This window comes from Actinosynnema sp. ALI-1.44 (assembly GCF_001984155.1).
Lineage (GTDB): Bacteria > Actinomycetota > Actinomycetes > Mycobacteriales > Pseudonocardiaceae > Kibdelosporangium.
Genome location: NZ_MTQO01000051.1, coordinates 555261 through 573365, shown reverse-complemented (window position 1 = coordinate 573365; position 18105 = coordinate 555261). Strand labels below are relative to the sequence as shown.

The following is an 18105-nucleotide window of genomic DNA, read 5'->3' as shown; positions in this document are numbered from 1 at the left end:
CCTGCCTGACGTCCAGTGCCGTATCACCGCTTCGTGCCGAACAGGCCGCGCATCAACATCGGCTCGGCCGCCTTCTGGAAGTCCATGTTCGGGTCCAGATCGCGGATCGTGCCTTCGATCACCAGCAGCGAAAGCAGCGGGAAGATCAGTTCCGACGCGGCGTGGATGCCGAACCGGCGTTGCAGGTCGAACATCTCAGTGGCGAACGCGATCAGGCTGAACTCCTTGGCCGGTTGGCCGTGGCTGCGTTCCACCAGATCGGCCATCCGAACCGTGAAGCCCTCGATGTCGGCATCCGCGCGCACACCCGCCGAGCTCTCGATCACGATCTCGGCGGCCTTGCGACCGCGGCCAATGGACATGTTCATGAAGAACTCCGCGAAGAGGCGGCGCATCCGTTCGGACAACTGGACACTGAACCCGGCGTCGAGGACGATCACCTGTGCTCCGCTTGTGAAGTACAGGTTGCCGGGATGCATGTCGCAGTGCACGAACCCGTCCACGAACAGCATCTGGTACATCGCCGACAGCCCGGACGCCGCGAACCGCTTGCGGGCGGCGGCCGTGCAGTGTTCCGCGGTGTCCAGCGCGAGGCCGGGGATGTATTCCATGACAACGCACTGCGGTGTGCACGCCTCCGGATACACCTGTGGCACCCAGACCCGTGGCACCGCCGACAGGTTCTCACGCAACCGTATCAGCGCATCGGCCTCCCGCTCGAAGTCCAGTTGCCCCAGTACCGCGTCCGCCATGGCCCCGACCACCTCGGTCACCGGCACACCTCGGAACACCGGGAGCCTCGCCACGAGCGCCGCACCCTTGTGGATCAGTGTCAGGTCCCTGCGCATGACCTCCTCGATACCGGGGCGGCGCAGCTTGACCGCCACGTCGGCACCGGTGCCCAGTCCCGCTCGGTAGACAGAGGCCACGCTGCCGCTGGCGACCGGCTGGAGGTCGACCTCGGCGAAGATCTCATCGACCGAGTCGCCGTACGCCTCGCGCAGCGCCAGCCGAGTCTGCTCGACGTTCATCGGGCTCACCGAGTCCTGCAACACCGACAGCTGCGCACACAGCTCGGCCGGCAGCAGGTCCCTGCGGGTGCCGAGCACTTGGCCCGCTTTGACGAACGTCGGTCCGAGTAGCATGAGCAGACTGGTCAACTGCCGGTAGACGTGCCGTTTCCCGGCAGTACGGCCTGAGATGACTGCCCTGAGCAGCCCGACGAGCACAGCGGGAAGCATGACGGCTGTCGACAACACCACGATCTTGACCGCCCGGACCACAAGAGCCATCTTGTCTCCCCAGGTCAGAACCCGCTGATGCCCGGAACCTCGATCGCCCGCAACTGGAGCGTGGTGTAGTCGCAATACCAGATCCGATTGCCGTCCCAGGTGATCCCGGTCGGGTTGCCGGGAGGGTCGTACGCGACGAGTTCCCGTCCGGTCCGGTAGTCCACCATGTTGATCGTGCCCGCGCGGTAGTCGGTGTATGCCACGTAGCTGTCCGACGCGGTCAGCCCGGAAACCCTGCCCCGCACAGGAATCACGTCGATCAGCCGCCAGTTGTCGGTGCTGCGCAGGTCGACCAGTTGCAGGTCCTCGTAGCCGAACCAGACGCCATCCCGGGTCGCTTCCAGTCCGGACAGCGCGTGTCCGGAGCGCGGGTTGGGCAGCTCGGTCACCACCTCGCCGGACACTGGGTGGATGACGCGCAGATACCGCGTCCGCCCGACCACCTGTACCAGGTTGCCACCCATGGTGGTCAGGTCCGTGCACAGCTCTGGGCACGCGATGCGCCGCTCCACCGTGCCGGTGACCGGGTCGAGCGCCGAGATCTGGCCGGAGACCGACTCGGAGAACCACAGATATTCCCCCGACCAGGTGAGGCCACAGGGTTTGAGCGCGCGCACCGGGATGTCCCGTGTGGTGCCGAGTGAGAACGGCATCAGTCCGCTCCTCGCCCGACCAGGCCGCATTCCAGCCACCAGTCGGTGGCCACCCGGCCCTGGCGTCTGCCGCGCGGACTGTGCAGTCGTACGGACAGTTCCGTGTCGACTGCGACCCCGGTGTGCCGCACCGGCCACACCCACACAGCCCAGTTGCAACCTGGGTAGGACGGGAAGTTCGTCAGCGTCACTCCGTCGGCCAGATCCACGGTGAAGTAGCCGATCACCGCGTGCAGGGTGCCCGGCTCGGCGATCCGCAGCCGTCCGCTCCAAGGCGGCCCGCCCGGCCGCAGTCCCTCGGCCAGGACGGGTTCGCTGAGCAGCCGAGGGTGTCGCTGGAAGAAGTGCAGCTGGGCGGCGGGCGCGACCAGCTGCTGGACCGCGCTCATCCGGTAGCCGAGGAAGTCGTCACCCCACAGACCCCAGCCCTCTTGGTCGAACTCGATCGCGGCCAGCCGGGTCGCCAGTCCTCTCGGCACGACTCGGCCGCCCGGCACGAGCCAGCGACGGGCGACCGAACCCACCGCACCCATCATGTCTTCTTCCGGACCGAGGTTGCCGATCAGTTCGGCCACCACCACGTCCGCCTTGCGGGGCAGCCTGACCACTCGCGCGTCCGCCTGGACGACGGTGATGCGGCCCTTGAGATCGTTGTCCCGCACGATGGCCTCCGCCACTGCGACGAGGTCCGGATCCGCCTCGACGGCGTACACGTGTCCGGCGCCGTGCCGCAGTGCCAACATCGACAGGGCCAGCGCGCCCGCGCCCACGTCGACCACCACGTCACCGGGTCCGACAGCCTGCTCCAGTGCGCGGTCGTAGGCGCGCATCCGTGGTCGGTCGGCGAGCATCGCCTGGTGCATGAGCACTGACTGAGGATCCATGCTCGCTCCGTCCGAAGGCAGTTCAAACCCCAGCAGGTCACTATATATTGCCTAACTAACTACAACCCGCAGCAGGGACTGTGTCAAGCCTTCAGCCTCACCTGGCCACGCTCGGCCGCCATGGCTTAACTCCTATAACTGCTACCCTTCCCCTTGTGGCTGGTATGCTGGAGGAATTCGTCGCCGGGCTGCCCAAGGTCGATCTGCATCTGCACCTGCTCGGCGCGGCCAGCGTGCCGACCGTCGCCGAACTGGCCCGACGGCACCCGCGACACGCCGTGCCCACCGAGCCCGAAACCTTGGCCGAGTACTACCGGTTCGTCGATTTCGCACACTTCGTCGAGGTGTACACGGCCGTCAACCGTCTGGTGACCACTGGCGAGGATGTGGTGACGCTGATCACTGGACTGGCCGCCGACCTGTGCCGGGACAACGTCCGCTACGCGGAGGTGACGGTCACCCCGATGTCCCATCTGAAGGCCGGTGTCCCCGCTCAGGAGCTGGCCGAGGCACTGACAGCCGGGCGATCCGCCGCGGCCCGGATGGGCGTCGAGCTCGCCTGGGTGCACGACGTCTCCGGCGACGACGGCCCCACGGCCGGACCGGCCACACTGGACTGGGTATTGACCTGGCAACCGAGCGGCACCGTCGGATTCGGCCTCGGCGGGCCCGAGGCGGGGATCGCACGGGAGTGGTTCCGGGACACTTTCGCCGCCGCACGGGCAGCCGGGCTGCACAGCGTTCCGCACGCCGGTGAGGTCTCCGGTCCGGAGCAGGTGTGGGCCGCGGTCCGGGAACTGTCGGCGGAACGCGTCGGACACGGCATAGCCGCGGTTCAGGACCCGTCGCTGCGGCGCCACCTCGCCGAGCACCGGATCACACTGGAGATCTGCCCCACGTCGAACCTGCGCACCCGTGCCGTGGCCGCGGCCGCGGACCATCCACTGCCGACGTTGCTGGCCGCCGGAGTTCCGGTCACGCTCGGCACCGACGATCCCGGCATGTTCGGCACCACCCTCACCGCCGAATACCTGCTGTGCCACCGGCAGTTCGGCCTTGCCGCGGCCGACCTCGCCGCGATCGCCCGGACGGGTGTCGACGCGTCGTTCTGCGGCACGGCCACCCGGCAGGCCTTGCACCGGGAGCTGGACGGCTATCTCGCCGCGCGGCTGCCGCTCAGCTGAGCCCGAGCATGGTGGTGCAGCGGTACACCGACTCGACCTCGCCCTTGATCTTGACGTCGCCGGTGGCCATCGCCCCGAACGGGGTGATCATCCGGGCGCCGATGCGGATGAACGTCTCGGCGTCGCACTCGACAGTCAGGCTCGGCTCGGCTGCGTGCCCGCGGCCGAAATCCACCTTCTTGTCCCGCACCTCGATGGTGAACACCTCGTCGCCCACCTGGAACTCGTACACCTCGTCCACGTCCGGGATCCGGTCGTGCACGATCATCGATTGAATGGCGAGAAAACCCCACTCCGCGCGGATGACACCCTTGCGGTCCTCCTCGCGCAGGAACGCCATGCCCCAGTGCGCAAGCGCCAGCACCGGCTCACGCAGCTGCTCGCCGAGCTCGGTCAGCTCGTAGACCTTGGCGCGGCCGTCGCCCGTCATGGTCAACTGCCGCACGACCCCGCGCTCGGTCAGCGACCGCAGCCGCTCCGACAACAGGTTGGGTCCGATGCCCGGCAGGTTGTCGATCAGCTCGGAGAACCGGGACGGCCCGATCAGCAGCTCCCTGATGATCAGCAGTGTCCAGCGCTCGCCGATGACGTTCAGCCCGGCGGCGAGCCCGCAGAACTGCCCATAGTCGCGCTTGTCAGCCATGACACCTCCTCTCGCTTTCGGTAAAGATAGTAACAACTGATCTCACCTGGACGGCAGCACCGCCGGTGGCCGTCGCGCTCGGCACCCCTCGGACCGGCGCCGTGACGCGATCAGCAAGCTACCAAGTAACTTTAAATACATGTACCATCATGCTGTGACCGACACCGTGGACACCGGCGAGCTCACCCGCCCCGGGCTGCGGGAAGCGTCCTGGGACAGCATCCGGGACATCTTCGCGATCGCCCCGAACTCCATCCACCTCAATACCGGCACCATCGGCGTGATGCCCTACGCGGTGCTCGACACAGTGGACCGGGTCACCCGGGAGTGGACCGGTGGCCTGATGGACGTGTACCCGCCAGGCATGTACCCGGAACACCGGGCCACCATCGCCCGGGCGTACGGGGTCGACCAGGACGAGATGTCGATCTGCCACAACGCGACCGAGGGCGTGGCCCGGATCATCCACGGTCTGGACCTCCACGAGGGCGACGAGGTCATCACCACCACGCACGAGTGCTACTCGGTCCTGTCGAACTTCAACCTGCTCCGCAACCGGCACGGCATCACCGTCAAGGCACTGACCCTGCCCATCGGGAACGACGTCACCGCCGAGGAGGTCGTGGCCCTCTTCGAAGCGGCGATCACGTCGCGGACCAAGGTGCTCGCCTTCGCCGCGATCACCCTGTTCACCGGGACGAAGCTGCCGGTGCGCCAACTCTGCGACCTGGCACAGCGGCACGGCCTGATCACAGTGGTGGACGGCGCGCTGGTGCCGGGCATGCTCAACGCCGACTTCCGGGCGATGGGAATGGACTTCATGGCGTGCTCCGGCTCGAAGTTCCAATGTGGACCACTCGGGACCGGGCTGTTGTACGCGCGCAACAAGGTGACCGAGCACAACCCGCTGCCGCTGCCGACGTTCTGGCCGATCATCTCGACCTGGTACCCGATGCACGGCAGTCCACCGCCACGGTCCCGGACCGACGTGGAGAGCGACAACCTCGCCGACTACCTGCAGAGCGCGGGCAGTGCGAGCATCGCCCGCGGCGCGGCACTGGCGAAAGCGTGCGAGATCTGGGACGAGATCGGCCGGGCCCGGATCGAGGATCGGATCATGGCACTCGCCGAGTACGCCAGGGGCAAGCTGGCCGACCGCTTCGGCCGGGACGCGCTGTACTCGCCGGGGACCGATCCGGAACTCCGCTCGCCGCTGATCGCGTTCCACCCGTTCCGCCGGTCCGAGGACGCGTGGAACGTCAAGAAGATCCACATGTACATGAAACGGCTGGAGCTGGAGCACCGGATCTGGATCCGCTGGACCGAGTTCGACGTCCAGGACTCGCCGCACCAGCACTACGCGGCGCGGATCACCACGCACATCTTCAACGACCACGACGAGATCGACCACGCGGTGGACGTCATGGGGCGGCTCGGCGACGAGATGAGCTGACGGGAGCGGCGGACGGATGGCCATACTGCGACTGCACGGTCACGGCGCCCCGGATCACCTGGATCCGGCGTGCTCGCACCACATCCCCACGCGCCAACTGCTGCGGCTCTACACCCGTCAGCTGTTCACCTACCAACCGGACATGAACCTGAGGAACTGGCAGGCGATCGCACCGGTACCGGACCTGGCCACGGCGATCCCGTCGATCTACAACGCGGGCCTCGGCGCCAGCGGTCGCAGCTATGTCGTGCACCTGCGCCCCGGGGTCCGCTGGGACACCACCCCGCCTCGGCCGCTGACCGCGCACGACGTGGTGCGCGGACTGAAGCGGCTGGCCGGGCCGACCGTGCGCAACCCGGCGCTGCCGTTCTTCACCAGCACCATCCGGGGCATGGCCGAGTACCACCGCGAGTTCGCCGCGGCGGCACCGGACGGCACTGCCGAGCAGTTGGCGCGCTTCCAGAACACACACGAGATCGCGGGCGTGTTCGCGTTGGACGACGAAAGCCTCGTGATCGAACTGCTCCGGCCGACGCTGGACATCGTCGACATCCTGGCGTTGCCGTGCGCCTCTCCCGCGCCGGCGGAGTACGACGCGTTCGTGCCCGACAGCCCGGAGTTCCGCGAACACATCCGGTCCCTCGGACCGTACCGGCCCGTCCCGGGCAGCATCGCCCAGTTCGAGCCCAACCCGGTGTGGGACCCGGCGTCCGATCCGGTCAGGCAACGGCGGCTGAGTGCCATCCGGGTCATCCCGTCCACAGGGGACACCGCAGCGGCGGCGGTCCGGTCGGGGGCCGCGGACCTGACGTGGAACGTGCCAGTGACCGCGGCGGCGACCGCCGTCGACCTCGGCAGCGCGCTCGATCCGTGCCTCCTTTTCAACATGCGCCGGGACGATGTCGACCTGGCGGTCCGCCGAGCCGTCGCCGGGGCGATCGACCGGGAAACGTTGGCTGGGCCGGGCAAGCGGGCCGCGTACTCCATCATCCCGCCCGGCAACGACGGCCACCAGGAGACGGGTCCGGCGGTGCCTGCCGGTTCGGCAGCGGGAACGCGTCTGCGCATGCTGCACGCCCCGACCGACGCCATGGTCGCCAACGCGGTCGCGGCCGACTTGGCGAAGGTGGGCATCACGGTCACCGCGCTCGCGCTCGAGCAGGCCGAACTGCGGGCCACGCTGGCCGATCCGGCGGCGGAGTGGGACATGACGCTGGTGTCCTGGTCGCCGGACTGGTTCCACAACAACGCGCGGGTGTTCCTGCAGCGGATGTTCCAGTCCGACGCACCGGGGAACTACGGCGGCTACAGCTCGCCGGAGGTCGACGCGCTGATCGACGAGGCGCTGGCGGAGTTGCAACCGCTGCGGGCCGTCACCGCGTGGCAACGTGTGGAAAACCGGGTACTGGCCGATGTCGCGGTGGTCCCACTGCTGTTCAACGAACCGTCGGTGCCGGCGCTGCGTGGAGACCGAGTCCGTGACGCGCGTCCGATGCCCGCGATCGGTTTCGGCTACGACCTGGCCACGCTGGAGTTGGCGACGCCCACCTGATCCGGCGCCCACCTGGTCCGGCGCTGTTACGTGCATTCCACAGGTGAGGAGTGACTTGTGCCCGAGCTTCCGCCATCCACCGCCGACACCGCCGTCGAACCCACTGTCGACCCCACCGGCGGGGAGCAGCAGTTCACCGTCGACCTGCTGCGACTGTCCTTCAGCGACACGATCTTCGTGATCGAACGGTCGCGGGACGAATAAACCGCCCCCGCACAGGCTTCCGCGCGGCCCGTGAGTTCACGGGCCGCGCGGACATCCGATCAACCCGTCGTCAGACGTTCACAGCAGCGTGCTCGCCGACGTACGCGTCCCGCATCACGAGGTTGACACCGGTGAGCCGGGCCTTGACCTCGTCCTCGGTGGTGACCAGCGCGGTGTCCGTGCCGTTCATCTGCAGCTCGGTGCCGGTCGCCTCCATGCTCGACAGCTTGCCGAAAACGTGCACCGGGTTGGTCGCGTACAGCGTCGCTTCCGGGGTCACGAGTTCGAACTCGGTGTCGATGTGCAGTTCGCTCGGGTACTTCACGCGGCTCAGGCTGTCCTCGTCGCCCTCGCCGAGCGTGCCGCCGGACGGACGCGGCCAGCTCACCCGCAGCATCACGCGGCCGCCGAGTTCGGCGCAGTGGCCGGTCACCGCGACACGCGCGATCTGCGCCTGCACACCGGCGCCTTCGTCGTGCTTCTCCGGCCCGAACAGCAGGATCTCCGTGCCGGCCGCCTTCCGGTAGTCACCGGCGAGGTCGATCTTCACGGTCTTGCCGCCGACCTCGACGGTCGCCTGGCCCTCGAGCGAGACCTGCATGATCATCGAGGGGTCCACCAGCATCGACATGCACGGGCCCGCACTCGGTGCGAAGAACATCGACGGCGTGATGCCGACCGGCTCGTTCTCGTCGTTGGCCTGGTACCAGGCCTCCGGCAGCGTCGTGCCGCGCACCACGTTCGGTGCCTGCACGACGTCGAACGGACCGTCACCACGCGGCTTGCCCAGGTACGGACCGGTCAGCGGCTTCTTGAACGGCGGAACGCTGTCCACGACGCCGTAGATGTCGATCACGTTGCGGTGGGCCAGCCGCAGTGTGCTGGACTCGAGGATGCCGAACCGGCGGATGTAGAACTCGGCCGGGAAGTTCTTGCCCGGCACGATCTGACGCACGTGCCCGCTGTTGGGCAGGAACGGGTTGGACAGCACCTGGATGCGGTCGTCCAACTCGTAGCTGAAGCCCTTGATGCCGACCTCGGGCGCGCTGATCAGCTCGGTCGCGAACTCCGCGTAGCCCTTCTCGTCCACCGTGTGCTCGAACCCGGGCATCGGCCACTTGTTGAGCTGAACGAAACCGGAGAGGTTGATGGTCTCCTTCCGCCCCGCGTAGTAGTCGTCACCGAAGACCACCGTTGCCGCCGCCAGAATGTGCGGACGGATCGGCTTGGGTTCCAGGTTCAGTGATTCGTAGGTCTCCCGCAATGAACTCAATCCAGACACCTCCAGGAGCCTGTCAGGTTGTGCTTCGGACGCCGCCGACCGCGGCGTCCGTGAGACTCAACGCGTCCATCAAACTATATGTTTTAGTAGCTAGTCAACAGTCGCGCCAAGGTACGGACACAACCGGCATGGCGCGCACACCGACCGAGGACGCTCCGGTCAGCCGAACGAGATCGCTTGCTTGATCATGGGTGAGCTGTCCGTCGCGGCGGCGACGAAACATCCACCCGAGACGGTCGCGCAGTCAACGGTGCCCCACACGACACCCGGTTCGCTGTAGGCGGTGTACTTCTGCCACGCCGTGAGCGTGGTGGACCCGGCGCCGCCGCCGTCCGCGGTGATCTGGGAAATTCCCGGGATGTCACAGACGACGTGACCGGCTGTCGGTTCCGCGCACTCCGACACCCACACCACGGCGTTCGCCGGGAAACCGCTCACCGACACGGTCACCGCCTGGCCGTGCGACAGTCCGGTCGACGGCGTGACGGACAGGCCCGGCGCGGACGCGGCGGCACCAATGCCGACCTGAGCGCCCAGCGCCAGGCCGAAAGAAACCGCGGCAACCCTGCCAAGGACGCGAGATCTCCTGCTGAAAGTCACTTCTGTGCCCCGATCATCAGAAATGGGTGGATGAGGGACGCCCGTACGCGAGACGACAAGGCCCAGCCAGATCAGACTTCTGACCCAAAACGGACCACACGCCTGTGCGCGCGCACCGGTCGCCACGTCGCTCCGCGTTACCGGCGACGCACAATGAGTATATGTTTCTGTAGCATTATTGCGCAACGTGCTAGCGTCGGTCGATCCGGTGACGTCCTGGCCTGACGGAAGGTCCCTCGCCATGGTCTCCAGCAGCGACGCCGATCTCGGGCGCTCCGGCCGCACAACCGGAAGGTCCCGGTTGCCCACGCTGACCGGAATGCGGTTCGTCGCGGCGGGCATGGTCTTCTTCGCACACGCCTTCACCGAGTTCCCAACCAGTTCCGGCCCGGTGGCGACGGCGCTGAGCACCGTGTGGGCCCCGTCGGCCGCCATCGGGGTGTCGTTCTTCTTCGTCCTCAGTGGATTCGTCCTCGCCTGGTCGGCCAGGCCCGACGACACCGCGCGCCGCTTCTGGCGCCGCCGGATCTTCAAGATCTACCCCAATCACGTGGTCACCTTCGTGATCACCCTTGGCCTGATGTGGCTGACCGGAACCCTGCCGACGGTCTGGCAGTTCCTGTCGAACCTGCTGCTGGTCCACAGCTGGTTCCCCCGCTACGACCTGCTCGACGGCATCAACGGCGTCAGCTGGTCGCTGGCGTGCGAGGTTTTCTTCTACGCCAGCTTCCCGCTGCTGATCGCCGGCGTCCGCCGGATCGCGCCGCACAGGCTCTGGTGGTGGGCGGCGGGGGTCGTCGTGGCGATCGCGATCGTGCCGCTGGTCGCCGGACTGCTGCCCGGCTCCGCGCTTCCGTACGCGCCCGAGGTCGTCACCTGGCAGGGCTGGTTCGTCTACTTCCTCCCGCCGGTGCGCGCCCTCGAGTTCGTCCTCGGCATGATTCTCGCCGAGATCGTGCGCTCCGGCCGCTGGATCCCGGTGGGCATGGGCACCGCGACGCTGCTGGCCGTGATCGGTTACGTGCCGGCCACCCTGGTCCCGTCCACCTTCAGCCTGGTGGCGTACCTGATCGTGCCCATCGCGCTGATCATCGGCGCGGGCGCGGTGGCGGATGTCGAAGGCCGGTTCTCACCGCTGCGGAGCAGGCCGCTTGTCTGGCTCGGCGAGATCTCGTACGCGCTGTACCTGGTGCACCGGCTGGTCCTGCTCTACGTGCTCGGCGCGCTCGACCTCGGCCAGAGCCTCAACGACTTCGAGTCGGTGGTGGTGGTGCTCGCGCTGTTCGTGGTGTCGCTCCTGCTGTCCTGGCTGCTGTACCGCGCGGTGGAAGTGCCCGTGCTCCGCCGGTACGGGTCCTCGAGGCGCGTCGGCGAAGTCACCCCTGAGCCCCGACGACCAAGTGCCCGCAAAGCGGGCGGCCGCCCGTGAGGGAGACTGTCATGCGCCACCGGCTCGGCGGTTTCCTGACCGCCGCACTCCTCACCCTGACGTGCTTCGGCGTACCGGCGTCGGCGACGGTCGACACCGGGCAGGTCGTCCGCACCCCGTCCGGTCTGCTCCGCGGCTCGATCGCCGAGCGGACGCGGCTGTTCCAGGGCATTCCGTTCGCCGCGCCGCCGGTCGGTGCCGCGCGGTGGCGCCCACCGGACGCGGCCGATCGATGGACCGGGATCCGGGACGCCACCAAACCTGGTGCGCGGTGTGCGCAGGACGCCGGGCAGGGCACTCCGGTCAGTACCGAGGAGGACTGCCTCTACCTGAACGTCACCACGCCGCGGACACCGCCCCGCCACCGCCCGCTGCCCGTGCTGGTGTGGCTGCACAGCGGTGGCTTCATCAGCGGCTCCGGGGCGGACCAGCACGTCGAGCGGCTGGCCGCGGCCGGGCGGATGATCATCGTGACGCCGAACTACCGGCTGGGCGTCTTCGCCTACTTCGGACATCCCACGCTCGCCGGTTCGGGCGGCTTCGGCTTGCAGGACCAGCAGGCCGCACTGCGGTGGGTACGGACACACATCGCCGCTTTCGGCGGGGACCCCGGCAACGTCACGCTGGGCGGCAGCTCGGCGGGAGCGATGACGGCCTGCGCGCACCTGACGTCACCCACCGCCGCCGGCCTGTTCCACCGGCTGCTCATGCAGAGCGGCGGCTGCTCGCAGACGTGGCCGGCCAACGGGATCTATCCCGGCCAGCCGCCGGGTGCGACCTGGATCCCCAGCGCCGAAGTGGCGTCAGCCGGCGTCTCGCTCGCGGTGGCACGCGGTTGCCGTGACCCGGCGAGCGCGGTCGACTGCCTGCGCCAGGTACCCGCCAAGGACCTGCTCTACGACGAGGTCGCGTCCGCCCTGCCCGGACCGGGCTACGGCAACGACGTGCTTCCCGTCGACCCCGCCCAGGCGCTGCGCGACGGGCGGTTCCACCGGGTGCCGGTGCTGACCGGCACCACACGCGACGAGGGCCGCCACTTCGCCGCGGTGCTCTGGCCACAACCGATAACCCCGCAGCGCTACCAGGAGACGCTCGTCGAGTCCTTCGGTGATCATGCGCCGCGTGTCCTGGCCCGCTACTCGATCGAGGCCTTCGGATCAGCGGGGCTGGCGTGGGCGACGGTGCTCGGCGACCGGGTCTGGACCTGCACGGCGCTGTCCGGGATGCGCTCGCTCGCCCGGCACACCCGGGTCTACGCCTACGAGTTCGCCGATCGGGCCGCGCCACCGTTCACCGAGTTCCCCGCGGACATCCCGAGCGGCGCGTACCACACGTCGGAAGTCGCGTACCTGATCGACGTCGAAGGCTTCCGCCCGGAGCTGTCGCCGGAGCAACGGCGGCTGGCCACGACGATGACCCGGCAGTGGGCGGGATTCGTCGCCGGCGGAACCCCGAACGGCCACGGCCTTCCTCAGTGGCCGGCCTTCACATTCCCTGCCACACCAGAGAAAACGCTGTCACTGGACACCGGACCGGGCGGCGTGCACACCGTCGACGACCTGGCACAGCGGCACAACTGCGCGTTCTGGTCCACGATCCCGGCCTGAGACACCGTCACGAGAAAAGTTTCCATTGGACCTGTTCTCACCTGCGATGACTTGCTATACGATTCTGTAGTTGTTGCCTGTTCCACACCCTCCGGGTCTCATCCGAACATCGCCGTCCTGTCCCAGCTAGGAGCCACGCTCATGTTCCGATCCCGGTTGACGAAGGCCCGTCGTCGGCGATTCGCCGCCATGCTCGGCACCCTGTGCGTCGCGGCCGGTGTGGTCACCGGTGCGCCCGCGCCCGCCACCGCCGACGCGGTCGACATCAGCACGTCGACATTCACCGCTCCGGATGGAAAGACCTACACCGCGACCAACCACATCGTCCAGGACAGACGCGGCCACGGTATCCGCAAGGAGTGGCTGCTGGTCTGGGCCGGTTCGGAGAAGTCGACCGGCAGCCGCCAGGATCCCGACTTCCTCGCGGTGATCGACGCGACGAAGCACTCACCGACCTACGGCAAGGTGGTCAACACGGTCACCATGGGGCCGGACACGCAGACCGAGCCCCATCACATGCAGTACATCTGGCACAAGGGCGACAAGATCTACGCGGGTGCGATGTTCACCAGCACCACCTTCGTGTTCGACGCGACCAAGCTCCCGCGGCTGAGCCTCGCCGGAGTGGCGCCACCCAGCCAGACGCCGTGCGGGTCGGTTCCGGACGCGTACTGGGTCCTCAAGGACGGAACCGCGTACGGCACCTACATGGGCGGACCGAGTGTGTCCGGTCCGTGCACGTACACCAACGGCGAAGTCCGTGTCGGCAACGGGTTCGGCGGCTCCCCCGGCGAGATCGTCCGGTTCGGACCGGACGGGCGGACACTCGCTGAGATCCCGGTGGCGCGACCGACTTCGGAAGGCGCCACGTGCAAGAACAACCCCGCGATGGCGGTCAAGACCTGCGCCAACCCGCACGGCATACAGGTGCGTGAGGATCTGAACCGGATGGTCACCGCCGACTTCCTCGAGGTCCGCGAGATCCTCGGGCCGCCGGGGCCACCGACCGGTGATCCCGACGACTACCTGTTCTCCCGCGACACGGTCCGGATCTTCGACATCTCCCAGCGCAACAACCCGTCGCTGGTCTCGCTGTCCCGGCTGCCGAACGGTCCGCGCCAGGAACCGCTGCCCCTCGTCGACGAACCCTACGGCGCCATGGAAACGACGGTGACCAACCGGCCGGAGCACAAGGGCGCCTTCGTGTCCACAATGGGCGGTGGAGTGATCTACTACACGCCCGACATCACCGACCCGAACCCGGTGTGGCGTGAGGTCTTCGACGACACGACCGCCTTCAAGAAGATCTTCCCGACCAACACGCCGACCGCGGGCGCGGACGGGGGTTCGTGGCTGCAGACCAGTCCCGACGACCGGTACCTCTACCACACCGTCCGGGCAGGCGGGCTGTTCTCACCGGGTGAAGCGCTCACCGGCATGGTGTACGTCCTGGACATCCAGAAGCTGGTGGCCGCGGGCAAGGACACCCGGTGCAGCATCGACACCATCGAAGAGGTCACCCAGGGCGGCGCGGAGCCCGACTGCCCCGCCGTCCTCGGCATCCTGCCGATCCGGGACACCACCAACGACGGCGGCGGCGGTCCGCACTGGGGCGCGCTGGACAACTTCCGGCTCGGCTGGGACGGCTACTACCACGAGACCACACAGCCGAAGCGCCTGGTGGTCGCGAACTACTTCGTCGCGGCGGCCAGCCAGGACGGCAACCACAAGGTGTGCATGGTCGACATCGGACACCACGGGCGGCTGTCCCTGGACACGTCGTTCTCCGACGGCCGTCATGACGGCACGTGCGTCAACTTCAACCGCAACCGCTGGCCGCATGGCGCCACCTCGTACGCCAGACCGCACGGCGTGCTGTTCGCGGTCGCGGACAAAGACGTTCGCTAGAGCGTGTTCAAGGCCCTGTCCGCGACAACACCGCCGGACTTCAGGGCACGACCTGGAGATCTCGCTCAACCCGCCGTGGGTTTCGCTCCGGAGCGACTGGCCGGAGCGAGACCCGCCGTTCTCCTGCTAGGGAGTGAACTGCTGTGACCATGACAAGGTCCGGCGGGCGTGCAGGCGTCGTCCTGTCCGCGCTCGTCATCACGATGGGGCTGGTCGTCCCGGCGCAGGCCGGGCAGGCCGGTGACACTTCCAGCGGCGGCGCGGTGGTCCGGACCGATACCGGTCTGGTCCGCGGCGAGGTCACTGACACACACCGACGCTTCCAGGGCATCCCGTACGCCGCGCCGCCGGTCGGCAAGCTCCGCTGGCGGTCGCCGCAGCCGGTCACGCCGTGGACCGGCGTCAAGGACGCGACCAAACCCGGCGAGCGGTGCGCACAGGATCCGGGGTTCGGCCACCCCGTGGTGGTCAACGAGGACTGCTTGTACCTCAACGTCACCACACCGCGGAACCGGCCGGGCAGGAAGCTCAAACCGGTCATGGTCTGGTTCCACGGCGGTGGTTTCATCGCGGGTTCGGGCAGCAACTACGACGTGCACCGGCTGGCGGTCGGGGGTGACGTCATCGTCGTCACGCTCAACTACCGGCTCGGCACGATGGCCTACTTCGGCTATCCGGGCCTGGCGGGCTCCGGCGGCTACGGCATCGAGGACCAGCAGGCCGCGTTGCGCTGGGTCCAGCGCAACGCGCGGGCTTTCGGTGGCGACCCGGGCAACGTGACGGCCTTCGGCGGCTCGGCGGGTGGGCTCAGTGTCTGCGCCCAGCTCGCGTCCCCGTCGGCGGCCGGACTGTTCCACCGGGCGATCCTGCAGAGCGCGCCGTGCATGCTCGACTACCCGGCCAACGCGCTGGTTCCCGGTCTTGGCGCCGGATCCATCTGGGCCTCGCGCGCCGACACCGAGGCGGTCGGCGCGCGCCTGGCCGCCAAGCGCGGCTGCACCGACCCCGGCACCGCCGTCGACTGCCTGCGCCAAGTGTCCACAAAGGATCTACTGTACGACGAGGTGGCGGCCGAACTGCCCGGCCCGACGTACGGCAACCAGATCCTGCCGATCAGCCCGGCCGCCGCGCAGCGCCGTGGCCTGCTGCACCCGGTGCCTGTGCTGGCGGGCACCGTCCGCGACGAGGGACGACACTTCTCGGCGCTGCTCTGGCCGGAGCAGATCACCGCGCAGAAGTACGCCGAACTGCTCGACGAGGCGTTCGGCGAGGACGCCACGCGGGTCGCGGCGCGCTATCCGGTCAACTCGTACAGCCATCCCGGCCTTGCCTGGGCGGACGTGATCGGTGACCGGGTGTGGAGCTGCCAGGCGCTCAACGGCGACCGGCTGTTCGCGCGGCGGACCGCGGTCTACGGTTTCGAGTTCGCCGAACGCGCCACTCCACCGTGGACTCCGTACCCGCCCAACTTCCCCTCAGGGGCCTACCACGCGTCCGAAGTCGCGTACATCATGGACTCCGGCGAGTTCGTGCCCGCACTCAACTCGCCGCAGCGCGAGCTCGGCGCGATGATGATCCGCTACTGGGCGAACTTCGCGGCCACCGGTGACCCCAACGGGCCGGAGCTGCCGCACTGGCCGAGGTTCCGCAACCACCGCGAACAAGTGCTGTCGCTGGCCACCGACACGTACGGCGGCGTGCGTCCGGCCGACCTCGGCAGCCGCCACAACTGTGCGTTCTGGGAGAGGCTGGCCGCCGGGACCGGCCAGGAGCGAGGCGTCCGATGACCGAGCACACCAGACGGACGCTGCTGGCTTCCGCCGCGGCGACCGCCGCCACCTCCGTGCTCACCAAGCCCGCCGCGGCCGACGTGGCTCCGGCCAGGGCGGAATGGCCGCCACCACTGCACATCACCCGGATCACCCAGGAGGATCCCCGCTACGACGACCTGGTCCACCGGGGCAACGGCCGGTTTGCCGGCACCCCTGACGTCGTCTACGTCGTCGGCTCGACCGAACAGGTCGTCGACGTGGTCACCGAGGCGGTGCACCAGGGACGCCGGATCGCCACCCGCAGCGGCGGCCACTGCTACGAGGACTTCGTGGACAACCCGTCCGTGCGCGCCATCATCGACCTGTCCGGCATGACCCGGATCTACTACGACCCGCGACGGCGGGCGTTCGCGGTCGAACCAGGGGCCACCCTTGGCGAGCTGTACCGGATGCTGCACCTCGGCTGGGACGTGACGGTGCCGGCGGGCTGGCATCCGCTGGTGGGCGTGGGCGGGCACATCCTCGGCGGCGGCTACGGGGCGCTCGGGCGGGCGCACGGGCTCGCGGTCGACCACCTCTACGCGGTCGAAGTCGTGGTGGTCGACCGGTCCGGGAAGGCGCACGCGGTCTACGCGAGCCGTGACCCGGATGACAAGAACCATGACCTGTGGTGGGCGCACACCGGTGGCGGCGGCGGCAACTTCGGCATCGTGACCCGGTACTGGCTGCGCTCCCCCGAAGCGACCGGGGACGACCCGACCGGTCTGCTGCCGCTGGCACCCACGTCCATGCTGCACTTCAGTCTGGACTGGAACTGGGACGACATCGACGAGCACACTCTCACCCGGCTGCTGACCAACCACGGATCCTGGTTCGAGGCGCACAGCGCGCCGAACTCGCCCGATCTCGGTGTCTACAGCGAACTCACCTTGTTCCGCAAGCCGTTCGGATCGCTGGGGCTCAGCGGTGAGGTGATCGACGAGCCGGGCGCGGACCAGCGCCTGACCGACCACCTCGCCGCCGTCACCGCGGGCATCGGCGCTCCCAGCACGACACAGCGTTACCGGCTGCGGTGGTCGGCGGCCACGCACCAGGGAATCGGCGAGGACGGCAAGGGCTGGCGGATGAAGGTGAAGTCCGCCTATCAGCGCAAACGCCTGACCCTCAAGCAGATCAGGACAATCCACCACTACCTGACCCGCACCGACTACACCCATCCGCACGGCGCCATCGGGTTCAACGCCTACGGCGGCCGGATCAACGCGGTGGGCACGACCGCGACGGCGACCTCGCACCGCGACTCGATCCTGTCGCTGGTGTTCATGGCGGGCTGGGACGACCCCGCCGAGGATGACCGGCACCTGACCTGGATCCGCGAGTTCTACCGGGACGTCTACGCCGACACCGGCGGGGTCCCGGTTCCCGGCGGGGCCAGCGACGGCGCCTACATCAACATCCCGGACACCGACCTCGCCGACCCCGCGTGGAACACGTCGAACGTGGCCTGGTACAGGCTTTACTACAAAGAGAACTACCCTCGACTGCAGAGAATCAAGGGCAGATGGGATCCGCTCGACGTCTTCCGACACGCGCTTTCGATCCGTCCGGCCTAGCGGGAAACCAACCACACAGTGGCAAACGC

At 68.3% G+C, this 18105-nt stretch carries 15 protein-coding genes; 9 read left to right on the top strand and 6 right to left on the bottom strand.

Features of this window, described 5'->3' with window-relative positions:
• Positions 1 to 23: 23 nt before the first annotated feature.
• The 3 genes from ALI144C_RS37670 to ALI144C_RS37660 are packed head-to-tail and all read right to left on the bottom strand — an operon-like array spanning position 24 to position 2829.
• Positions 24 to 1292, bottom strand: coding sequence for an ABC1 kinase family protein (locus ALI144C_RS37670; protein WP_076991978.1), 1269 nt, complete (start codon positions 1290 to 1292; stop codon positions 24 to 26).
• A 14-nt stretch (positions 1293 to 1306) separates the two neighbouring features.
• Positions 1307 to 1945, bottom strand: coding sequence for a hypothetical protein (locus tag ALI144C_RS37665; RefSeq protein ID WP_076991977.1), 639 nt, complete (start codon positions 1943 to 1945; stop codon positions 1307 to 1309).
• Positions 1945 to 2829 carry a 50S ribosomal protein L11 methyltransferase gene (locus ALI144C_RS37660; protein ID WP_076991976.1) on the bottom strand — a complete coding sequence of 295 codons (885 nt, stop codon included), beginning with the start codon at positions 2827 to 2829 and terminating at the stop codon, positions 1945 to 1947. The genes ALI144C_RS37665 and ALI144C_RS37660 overlap by 1 nt, the downstream gene beginning before the upstream one ends.
• 164 nt (positions 2830 to 2993) lie before the next feature.
• On the opposite strand from ALI144C_RS37660, the gene add reads away from it, so the two are divergent.
• Positions 2994 to 4013 carry an adenosine deaminase gene (gene add / locus ALI144C_RS37655; protein ID WP_076991975.1) on the top strand — a complete coding sequence of 340 codons (1020 nt, stop codon included), beginning with the start codon at positions 2994 to 2996 and terminating at the stop codon, positions 4011 to 4013.
• Here the strand turns inward: add and ALI144C_RS37650 are convergent.
• Positions 4006 to 4656 carry a winged helix-turn-helix transcriptional regulator gene (locus tag ALI144C_RS37650; RefSeq protein WP_076991974.1) on the bottom strand — a complete coding sequence of 217 codons (651 nt, stop codon included), beginning with the start codon at positions 4654 to 4656 and terminating at the stop codon, positions 4006 to 4008. The genes add and ALI144C_RS37650 overlap by 8 nt on opposite strands.
• Before the next feature lie 154 nt (positions 4657 to 4810).
• Between ALI144C_RS37650 and ALI144C_RS37645 the strand changes: the two genes are divergently transcribed.
• Genes ALI144C_RS37645 through ALI144C_RS55940 form a run of 3 tightly spaced genes read left to right on the top strand, consistent with a single transcriptional unit; the run spans position 4811 to position 7865 of the window.
• Positions 4811 to 6109 carry an aminotransferase class V-fold PLP-dependent enzyme gene (locus ALI144C_RS37645; protein ID WP_237774503.1) on the top strand — a complete coding sequence of 433 codons (1299 nt, stop codon included), beginning with the start codon at positions 4811 to 4813 and terminating at the stop codon, positions 6107 to 6109.
• 16 nt (positions 6110 to 6125) lie between these two features.
• The gene (locus ALI144C_RS37640; RefSeq protein WP_076991972.1) at positions 6126 to 7661 is read left to right on the top strand and encodes an ABC transporter substrate-binding protein; all 1536 of its coding nucleotides are present in this window, start codon (positions 6126 to 6128) and stop codon (positions 7659 to 7661) included.
• 57 nt (positions 7662 to 7718) lie between these two features.
• A complete protein-coding gene (locus ALI144C_RS55940) occupies positions 7719 to 7865 on the top strand; it encodes a hypothetical protein (RefSeq protein ID WP_168211451.1) in 147 nt (48 codons plus the stop codon).
• A gap of 70 nt (positions 7866 to 7935) precedes the next feature.
• Here the strand turns inward: ALI144C_RS55940 and ALI144C_RS37635 are convergent, their stop codons facing one another.
• Complete coding sequence (locus ALI144C_RS37635) at positions 7936 to 9138, bottom strand: DUF6004 family protein (RefSeq protein WP_076991971.1); 1203 nt, start codon at positions 9136 to 9138, stop codon at positions 7936 to 7938.
• A gap of 168 nt (positions 9139 to 9306) precedes the next feature.
• Positions 9307 to 9747: an enediyne antibiotic chromoprotein gene (locus tag ALI144C_RS55935; protein ID WP_076991970.1), complete on the bottom strand. Its 441-nt coding sequence runs from the start codon at positions 9745 to 9747 to the stop codon at positions 9307 to 9309.
• Positions 9748 to 9988: 241 nt separating this feature from the next.
• On the opposite strand from ALI144C_RS55935, the gene ALI144C_RS37625 reads away from it, so the two are divergent.
• The 5 genes from ALI144C_RS37625 to ALI144C_RS37605 all read left to right on the top strand — a co-directional run bounded on the left by ALI144C_RS37625 (position 9989) and on the right by ALI144C_RS37605 (position 18076).
• Entirely contained in the window at positions 9989 to 11176 is a 1188-nt protein-coding gene (locus ALI144C_RS37625; RefSeq protein WP_076991969.1) for an acyltransferase family protein, read from the top strand.
• Positions 11177 to 11187: 11 nt separating this feature from the next.
• Entirely contained in the window at positions 11188 to 12783 is a 1596-nt protein-coding gene (locus ALI144C_RS37620; RefSeq protein WP_083753756.1) for a carboxylesterase/lipase family protein, read from the top strand.
• Between the two features lie 141 nt (positions 12784 to 12924).
• Positions 12925 to 14691 carry a selenium-binding protein SBP56-related protein gene (locus tag ALI144C_RS37615; protein WP_237774501.1) on the top strand — a complete coding sequence of 589 codons (1767 nt, stop codon included), beginning with the start codon at positions 12925 to 12927 and terminating at the stop codon, positions 14689 to 14691.
• Positions 14692 to 14840: 149 nt separating this feature from the next.
• Complete coding sequence (locus ALI144C_RS37610; RefSeq protein WP_237774510.1) at positions 14841 to 16478, top strand: carboxylesterase/lipase family protein; 1638 nt, start codon at positions 14841 to 14843, stop codon at positions 16476 to 16478.
• Positions 16475 to 18076: an FAD-binding oxidoreductase gene (locus ALI144C_RS37605; protein WP_076991967.1), complete on the top strand. Its 1602-nt coding sequence runs from the start codon at positions 16475 to 16477 to the stop codon at positions 18074 to 18076. Before ALI144C_RS37610 ends, ALI144C_RS37605 begins: the two co-directional genes overlap by 4 nt.
• Positions 18077 to 18105: the final 29 nt, after the last annotated feature.